At 69.2% G+C, this 8,538-nt stretch carries 7 protein-coding genes; all 7 read left to right on the plus strand.

Features of this window, described 5'->3' with window-relative positions; translation table 11 throughout:
- Nucleotides 1-685 (plus strand): flavin reductase family protein (locus OOT08_RS16465; protein WP_325093912.1); only part of this gene is annotated, 685 nt, incomplete at its 5' end.
- Entirely contained in the window at nucleotides 682-2,244 is a 1,563-nt protein-coding gene (locus tag OOT08_RS16470) for a 4-hydroxyphenylacetate 3-hydroxylase family protein (protein WP_325093913.1), read from the plus strand. The genes OOT08_RS16465 and OOT08_RS16470, both read left to right, overlap by 4 nt.
- A gap of 118 nt (nucleotides 2,245-2,362) precedes the next feature.
- A complete protein-coding gene (locus tag OOT08_RS16475) occupies nucleotides 2,363-4,624 on the plus strand; it encodes an adenylate/guanylate cyclase domain-containing protein (protein ID WP_325093914.1) in 2,262 nt (753 codons plus the stop codon).
- 2 nt (nucleotides 4,625-4,626) lie between these two features.
- Nucleotides 4,627-6,087, plus strand: a complete 1,461-nt coding sequence (locus OOT08_RS16480) for a mechanosensitive ion channel family protein (protein ID WP_325093915.1) — start codon at nucleotides 4,627-4,629, stop codon at nucleotides 6,085-6,087.
- 100 nt (nucleotides 6,088-6,187) lie between these two features.
- Nucleotides 6,188-6,742, plus strand: a complete 555-nt coding sequence (gene pyrR / locus OOT08_RS16485) for a bifunctional pyr operon transcriptional regulator/uracil phosphoribosyltransferase PyrR (protein ID WP_325093916.1) — start codon at nucleotides 6,188-6,190, stop codon at nucleotides 6,740-6,742.
- The gene (locus OOT08_RS16490) at nucleotides 6,739-7,695 is read left to right on the plus strand and encodes an aspartate carbamoyltransferase catalytic subunit (protein WP_325093917.1); all 957 of its coding nucleotides are present in this window, start codon (nucleotides 6,739-6,741) and stop codon (nucleotides 7,693-7,695) included. The genes pyrR and OOT08_RS16490 overlap by 4 nt, the downstream gene beginning before the upstream one ends.
- Nucleotides 7,692-8,538, plus strand: an 847-nt coding sequence (locus tag OOT08_RS16495) for a dihydroorotase (protein WP_325093918.1), incomplete at its 3' end; no start/stop codon positions are given. The genes OOT08_RS16490 and OOT08_RS16495, both read left to right, overlap by 4 nt.

The following is an 8,538-nucleotide window of genomic DNA, read 5'->3' on the forward strand; positions in this document are numbered from 1 at the left end:
CTCCGCGTTCGGGCGCTTTGCCAGCGGCATTACCGTGGTCACCGCGCTCGACGCGGCGGGCCGGCCGCACGGCGCAACCGTGAGCGCGTTCACCGCGGTCTCCATGGATCCGCCGCTGGCCCAGGTCACGCTGCACCGGGGGTCCCGTGCGGCGGTGCTCCTCGACCGGGCCCCCTTCGCCATCAACGTCTTGGCGGTGCGGCAACGGGAGCTTGCGGAACACTTCTCCGGACGTACCGTTCCCGAGGAGCCGGCCTGGAGACTCGACCGGGGGATGCCGGTTCTGGAGGGGAACGTCGCAACCTTTGAGTGCCGGCCCTGGAACATCTACGACGGCGGGGACCACATCATCGTGGTGGGCGAGATCGAGCGGATCGACCTCAGCGACGAGGAACCACTGCTCGTGCATCGCGGGCGATTCCGCGGCCTCACAAGCATCGACGCTGCCGCCCCCTGGGAGATGTCCGCAGACGGGCCGGAGGGCGGCTGGTTTTCCGGGGGAAGTAGCTTTGCGCCGTTTGGCCGCGGCGGCGCGGAGTTCGAACCGGGGGAAGGACGAGTCTCGGCGGTGTGTTCGCCGGGACCCACGCACACGACGGAAAGGCAGACTCATGTCTCAACAGCACACCCCCCCACGACCCGGGAGCATCCCAGGACCAGAGCCAGCAGCGCCGATCAACGATGACCGAGCGCACCGCGACCGCGAACCCGAAGCTGCCGCAGACGGGGGACGAATACATCGCCTCGCTCCGTGACGACCGCGAGGTCTGGATCTACGGCGAGCGCGTCGAGGATGTCACGACGCACCCGGCGTTTCGAAACTCAATCCGGATGACCGCCCGACTCTACGACGCCCTGCACGAGCCCGGGGCACCCGGTACGCTCCTCCAGCCAACGGACACGGGGTCGGGGGGACTGACGCACCCGTTCTTTACCGCTGCCCGATCACGTCAGGACCTCGTCCACGCGCGGCAGGCGATCGAGGGCTGGGCGCGGCTGACCTACGGGTGGATGGGCCGCTCACCCGACTACAAGGCAGCCTTCCTCGGCACGCTCGGAGGGATGAGTGAGTTCTATGCGCCCTATGAGGCGAACGCGATTCGCTGGTATCAGGAGTCCCAGGAGAAGGCGCTCTACTGGAACCACGCGATCATTAACCCCCCGGTCGATCGTCATTTGCCCCCCGACGACGTCGGCGATGTCTTTATGCGCGTCGACCGGGAAACCGACTCCGGTCTGATCGTTTCCGGAGCCAAGGTGGTCGCGACGGGTTCGGCGATTACGCAGTACAACTTCATCGCGCACTACGGCCTGGCGATCAAAAAGAAGGAGTTTGCCCTCATCTGCACCGTGCCGATGGACTCGCCGGGCGTCAAGCTGATCTCGCGGGCCTCGTACAGCCAACAGGCGGCCGTGATGGGCTCGCCGTACGACTATCCGTTGTCCTCCCGGTTCGATGAGAACGACTCGGTGTTTATCTTCGATCGGGTCCTGGTCCCCTGGGAGGATGTCTTTGCTTACGGGGACGTGGAAAAGGTGAATAACTTCTTTCCGCAGACGGGCTTTCTCAACCGCTTCACGTATCAGGGGGTCATCCGGCTCGCGGTCAAGTTGGACTTTATCGCTGGGCTCCTCCTGAAGGCCCTCGAGATCACGGGGACCAAGGATTTCCGGGGCATCCAGAGTCGGGCCGGTGAGGTGATCGGGTGGCGAAACATGTTTTATTCCTTGGCGGATGCGATGGCCAGCAACCCGGACCCCGGGCCAAACGGGACGGTCCTCCCGAATCTCGACTATGGGCTGGCCTACCGAATGTTCATGTCGATTGGCTACCCACGGGTCCGGGAGATCATCATGCAGGACGTGGCCTCCGGCCTGATCTACCTGAACTCTTCGTCGCTGGATTTCGCAACCGTCGAAATTCGGCCCTATCTCGACCGGTATCTGCGCGGCTCGAACGGCGTCGAGGCGGTTGACCGGGTGAAACTGATGAAGCTGCTCTGGGACGCGATCGGGACGGAGTTCGGCGGACGGCACGAGCTCTATGAGCGGAACTATTCCGGGAATCACGAAAACGTGAAGGCGGAGATGCTGTTCACGGCCGAAGCGCGGGGGGACGCCGATCGAATGCGCGGATTCGTCGAGCAGTGCCTTGCAGAGTACGACCTGGACGGGTGGACGGTCCCCGATCTGGTCGACAACGCGGATGTGAGCGCGCTGCTCCAGCAGGCCAAGCGTTCCTGACGATTCGGGCGGGGACGCCGGGAGCTTTCCCGGCGTCCTCGTCGGTTCGGCCGACGCTATCGGAGCGCTCGTGCCCTGCACTAGGCTGACGCCAGGTGGACAGCTTGAGGGGGAGCGGATGACGTCTGGTGTGGGGGACACGCGGGAACACGACGGGGCGCCGGGGGGCGAGCCGGGGGCGGTGCGTGCGGCGGACACGCGCCGGGGCGCAGACCCGGGCCGCGCGGCGCACGCGGGGGCGGCGGAGGCCATCCCGCCCGGCACGGCGGACACGCGCCGCGAGGGCCGTGGCCGCCTCGGCATGAGCATCCAATCGAAGCTCCTCGCGATGCTCCTGGCCGTGAGCCTGCTCGCCGCCGTGATCGTCGGGGTGATCGGCTTCGTGAACGGCCGGAACTCCCTGCACGCCGCGGCCGAGGACCGTGTCACCACCCTGCGCGAGATGCGCACGACCCTCGTTCGCGCCGCGGTCGGCAGCGTCGAACAGTCGGTCGTCCTCAACAGCCGAAACCTGTCGGCGCAACAGGCCTCCCTCGCCTTCAACGCGGGGTTCGCGGAGGCGCAGACGCGTGAGCTCTCGCCCGAGAAGCGCGCCGAGCTGGATGCGTTCTACGCCGAACGGTTCACCCCGGAGCTCCGGGAGCGCACGGGCGACGACTACAGCGATCGGGCCTTCCTGCCGGAGGACCCGGCGGCCCAGTATCTGCAGGCGTATTACACCGCGCCGACGACCGATTTCGACGCGGCCCTCGCCGTGGCGGACGCGGGCGACGGCAGCGAGTGGTCCGCGGCACACGCTCGCTACCACGACTATTTCCAGCGGCTCATCGACACCCTCGGCTACGAGGACATCCTGCTGTTCAACACCGAGGGCTCGGTCGTGTACTCGGCGTACTCCGGCGTGGACCTCGGCGCGGATATCACCGCTGGCCCGCTCCGGGACACCCTGCTCGCCGGGGCCTACGAGGAGGTCATGGCGACGAACTCGGTGAGCGCCGTGGCCACGACGGACTTCGAGCGCTGGGTGCCCTCGCTCGGGGTGCCCACGATGTGGGTCGTCTCCCCGGTCGGCAACGACGAGCGGATCACGGGCGCGATGGCCGCCCAGGTTCCGTTGGAGCGCATCAGCGAGGTGCTCACGGGGGCCAACCGCTGGGCCGAGCAGGGCCTCGGGCAGACCGGCGAGGTCTACCTCGTCGGCGGCGACGGCCTGATGCGCTCGGCCTCGCGGCAGCTCTTCGAGGACCCGGAGGGCTACGCGGCTGAGGTGCGAGCCAACGGCACCCCGCAGCAAACCGTGGACCGGATCCTGCAGGTGGATGGCACGGTGCTCCTGCAGCCCGTGGACACCGAGCCGGTCGCCCGCGCGCTGAGCGGGGAGACCGGGGTCATGCGCTCGACGACGATCACCGGCCGTGAGGCCATCACGGCGTACACCCCCGTCGGCGTTTCCGGGCTCGACTGGGTCGCGGTCGCGAGCGTGGACAGCGACGAGGCCCTTGCCCCCGTGCGGGAGTTCACCCGCAACCTGGTGCTGGCCACCCTCGGCATCCTGCTCGGGGTCACTCTGCTGTCGATGCTCTTCGCCCAGGTGTTCAGCCGACCCGTCCGCCGCCTGGCCGGGGCCGTGCGCGAGGTCGCCGCGGGCGACTACGACACCCGCGTCCCCGCGGACGGCCGCGACGAATTCGGCGAGCTCGGTCAGGCCTTCAACGATATGAGCTCCAGCCTGCGCATCAAACAAGACCTGATCGACGAGCAACGTGAGGAGTACGATCGGCTCTTGCTCAGCGTCGTCCCCCAGGACGTCGCAACCAAGTACCGCGCGGGCGAGGAAACGATCGCCGAGGATCACCCGGACGTGACGGTCGTCTTCGCGCAGCTCGTCGGCATCGAAGACTTTGCCCGCGGTCGCTCCAGCGAGGAGGAGCGCGAGCTCCTGAACCGCCTCATGCTGAGCTTCGATGACGCTGCGGAGCGGACGGGGGTGGAGAAGGTGCGCACCCTGCACGGGGCCTACCTGGCGAGCTCCGGGCTCATCGTGCCCCGCGTGGATAACGTCCGGCGCGCCATTGACTTCGCCCTGGAGCTGCGCGCCTGCGTGGAGCGCTTCAACGCGCAGCACGGCACCCACCTCCAGGTACGGATCGGGGTGGACACCGGCACGGTGACGAGCGGCATCGTCAGCAAAACCGGGCTCGCCTACGACCTCTGGGGCGACGCCGTGAACCTCGCGCACCGGGTCCAGGAGCGCGTGGCGACCCCCGGCGTCTACGTCAGCCAGCGGGTCCGCGATCGGCTCATGGACAGCGTCGAGCTCGACGCCGCCGGGGAGATCAGCGCGGGCGACGGAGCCGAGCCCGTCTGGAAGGTGCGCTAACCGTGTTCGGCCTCGATCAGCAGTGGATGATCTGGGCGATCATCTTCGCCGTTGGCCTGCCCGTGACGATCGTCGTCCTCACGGAGGTGATCGGCTCCCTGCAGCGCCGGGGGAGCGCCGCCGTCAAGCCGGTGCGGCTGCTGCGCAACTGGGTGGTGCCGGTCGCGGCGGTGCTGGCGCTGCTCGCCTTCGCGGTGCAGCAGCCCACGAATCACGTCTGGGTGCGGGTGGTCGCGACCCTGCTCGGCTTCCTCGTCATCCTGCTCCTCCTGAGCTCCTTCAACGTCGCGCTGTTCGCGAACGCGGAGGCGGGCACCTGGCGGGACCGGATTCCCTCGATCTTCATTGACCTCACCCGGCTCGTGCTCATCGTGGTCGGCCTGGCGGTGCTGTTTTCCTGGGTCTGGGGGGCCGACGTTGGGGGCCTGTTCGCGGCCCTCGGGGTCACCTCGATCGTGGTCGGCCTCGCCCTGCAGAACGCGGTCGGTGGCATCGTGTCCGGGCTGCTGCTGCTGTTCGAGCAGCCCTTCGAGATCGGCGACTGGCTCGACACCGGGACGGTCCGTGGCCGCGTGGTCGAGGTGAACTGGCGCGCCGTGCACATTGACTCGGGTGCGGGCATCCAGATCGTGCCGAACGCCGCGCTCGCCGGGGCCTCCTTCCGGAACCTCAGCCGCCCAGACGGCCCGTACCGCGTGCCCGTGGAACTCACCTTCAGCACCGACGACGCCCCCGACAGTGTCATCGACACCCTGATTGAGGTCGCCGCGGGCCTCGGCCTGGCCGGGGTGCCGGGGGACCGCGCGGGCGTCTCCGCCGTCTACCTCGGCGCGGCCAGCTACCGGGTGAGCCTGCCGCTGGCCGCCCCGAGCGAGGAGAGCGCCGCCGTGAACCTGTTCCGGCAGCGGCTCTGGTACGAGACGCGGCGCGCGGGCCTCGCCCTCGACGGCGATGCGACGGATCCCGTGGCCACCGTGGCCCGCCGCGAGGAGGCCATCGCGCAGCTTGCGGCCCTGTACCGCTTCGACGAGGCAGACCGGGAGGCGCTGCTCAACGCCGGGCGGATCGTCCGATACGGCAGCGGGGAGACGGTTTTCCGCCCGGGCACGGTGCCCGATGAGGTCGGCTTCGTCGTCTCGGGCCGGGTCGGTTTCTGGGGCGAGGCATTCGGGCCGGAGCGCACGGTGAGCATCGCCGAGGTCGGCGAGATCATCGGACAGACCGCGCTGACCCGCGAGCGAACCCGGCTGGGCAGCACCGCCCGCGGCATCGTCCTCCTCCTGAGCGTGCCGGTCGCGGCGCTCGACCCCATCGTGCGCAGCCACCCGGATCTGGCGCGCCGCATCGGGGACAGCATTGAGCTGCGCCGCAGCCAACTGGACACCGTGCTCGCGGAGCCGCCTGGCCCGCTGGCCTCGCCGGCCGGTCCCGTGCCGAGCTCCCACCGGCGCCGCCGCCGCTGAGGCCCGGACGCGTGCGCGGCGCGAACCCCGGGTGCGGTATAGTGATCTGGTTGGCATCTCTTTAAGGATCGTCCTGTGAGGCGAAGAAGGGGGGTCGGTTATGGGAACACGAACGGTTCTGCACCAGGCAGACATCGAACGCGCGCTCACCCGAATCTCGCACGAAATCATCGAGTCGAATAAGGGCACCGCCGATCTCATCCTCCTCGGGATCCCGACCCGCGGTGCCGCGCTGGCGCAGCGCCTCGCCGCCATCATCGGCCGCATCGACGGCCAGGACTCGCTCCCGTTCGGGCAGCTCGACGTCACCATGTACCGGGACGATCTGGCGAAGCACCCGACCCGGGCCACGATGCCAACGGAGATGCCCGAGGGGGGCATCGACGGCAAGACCGTCGTCCTCGTGGACGATGTCCTCTACTCCGGCCGGACCGTCCGGGCCGCGCTCGACGCACTCAACGACCACGGCCGCCCCCGCGCCGTGCGCCTCGCCGCGCTCATCGACCGGGGCCACCGCGAGCTGCCGATCCGCGCCGACTTCATCGGCAAGAACCTGCCGAGCGCGTCCAGCGAACGGATCTTCGTGCGCCTCGCCGAGCACGACGGCCTCGACGAGGTCACGATCGAGTCCGGCGGGGAGGGCACCGCCGCATGAGGCACCTGCTCAGCACCAAGGCCCTCAGCCGCGACGAGGCAATCCTGATCCTGGACACGGCCGAGGACATGGCCGACACCCAGCAGCGCGAGATCAAGAAGCTGCCGACGCTCCGCGGGAAGACCGTCGTGAACCTGTTCTTCGAGGACTCCACGCGCACGCGGATCTCCTTCGAGGCCGCCGCCAAGCGCCTCTCCGCGGATGTGATCAACTTCAGCGCGAAGGGCTCCAGCGTTTCCAAGGGCGAGAGCCTGAAGGACACCGCGCAGACCCTCGCCGCGATGGGCGCCGACGGCGTCGTCATCCGCCACCCCGCCTCGGGCGCGCCCGACCGGCTCGCCGCGAGCGGCTGGATCGACATGGGCGTCCTGAACGCGGGCGACGGCACCCACGAGCACCCCACGCAGGCCCTGCTCGACGCCTTCACCATGCGCCGCCGCCTGCACGGCGAGGGGAGCCGGGGCCGGGGCCTCGACGGCATCTCCGTGGTCATCGTCGGTGACATCGCGCACTCGCGGGTCGCGCGCTCGAACCTGTGGCTGCTCGTGACCCTGGGCGCGCGGGTCACGTTCGTGGCCCCGGAGACGCTCGTGCCCTTCGGCGCGCGCGGCTGGCCCGTGACGATCCGGCACTCCCTCGACGAGGCGCTCCGCGAGGATGCCCCGGACGTTGTCATGCTGCTCCGAATCCAGACCGAGCGGATGCACGCCGCATTCTTCCCCAACGCCCGCGAGTACGCGCGCAGCTGGGGTCTGGGAGACGATCGTTTCGACCGCCTCCCGACGAGTACCATAGTGATGCACCCCGGGCCGATGAACCGTGGCCTGGAGATTTCCTCCCGCGCCGCCGATTCCCCCCAGTCGACCGTGCTCGAGCAGGTCGCGAACGGGGTGTCCGTGCGGATGGCCGCGCTGTATTTGTTGCTGTCCGGGGAACGAGGAGAGGGTTCATGAACCAGGGAATACTGATCACCGGAGCGCAGCTGGCCGATGGCCGCGTGGCCGACATCCGCATTGAGCGCGATCGGATCGCCGAGGTCGCCGACGCGCTGCAGCCGCGCGACGCCGAACGCGTCATCGACGCGAGCGGCCTCATTGCCCTCACGGGCCTCGTCGACCTGCACACGCACCTCCGCGAGCCCGGGCTGGAGCAGGCCGAGACCGTCTTGACCGGCACGCAGGCCGCCGCCGCCGGCGGCTTTACCACGGTGTTCCCGATGGCCAACACCTCGCCCGTTGCCGACACCGCGGGCGTCGTAGAGCAGGTGCAGGCCCTCGGCGATGCCGCGGGGTACGCCACCGTCCGGCCCATCGGCGCGGTCACGGAAGACCTGGCGGGGGAGCGGCTCAGCGAGATCGGCGCGATGGCCCAGTCCCGCGCCCAGGTCCGCGTCTTCTCCGACGACGGCATCTGCGTCTCCGATCCCCAGCTCATGCGCCGGGCCCTCGAGTACGTCAAAACCTTCGACGGGGTGATTGCCCAGCACGCCCAGGACCCCCGCCTCACCGAGGGCGCGCAGATGAACGAGGGCCCGCTGTCGAGCGAGCTCGGCCTGAAGGGCTGGCCCGCCGTCGCCGAGGAGTCCATCATCGCCCGCGACGTGCTGCTCGCCGAGCACGTCGGCGCGCGGCTGCACATCTGTCACCTGTCGACCGCCGGATCCGTTGAGGTAATCCGCTGGGCGAAAGCCCGCGGCGTGCAGGTCACGGCCGAGGTCACCCCGCATCACCTGCTCCTCGATGAGGAGGTCGTTCGCTCCTACGACGCGCGCTACAAGGTCAACCCGCCCCTGCGTC

It is taken from the genome of Leucobacter sp. M11 (assembly GCF_035726885.1).
Classification (GTDB): Bacteria; Actinomycetota; Actinomycetes; order Actinomycetales; family Microbacteriaceae; genus JAPFRB01.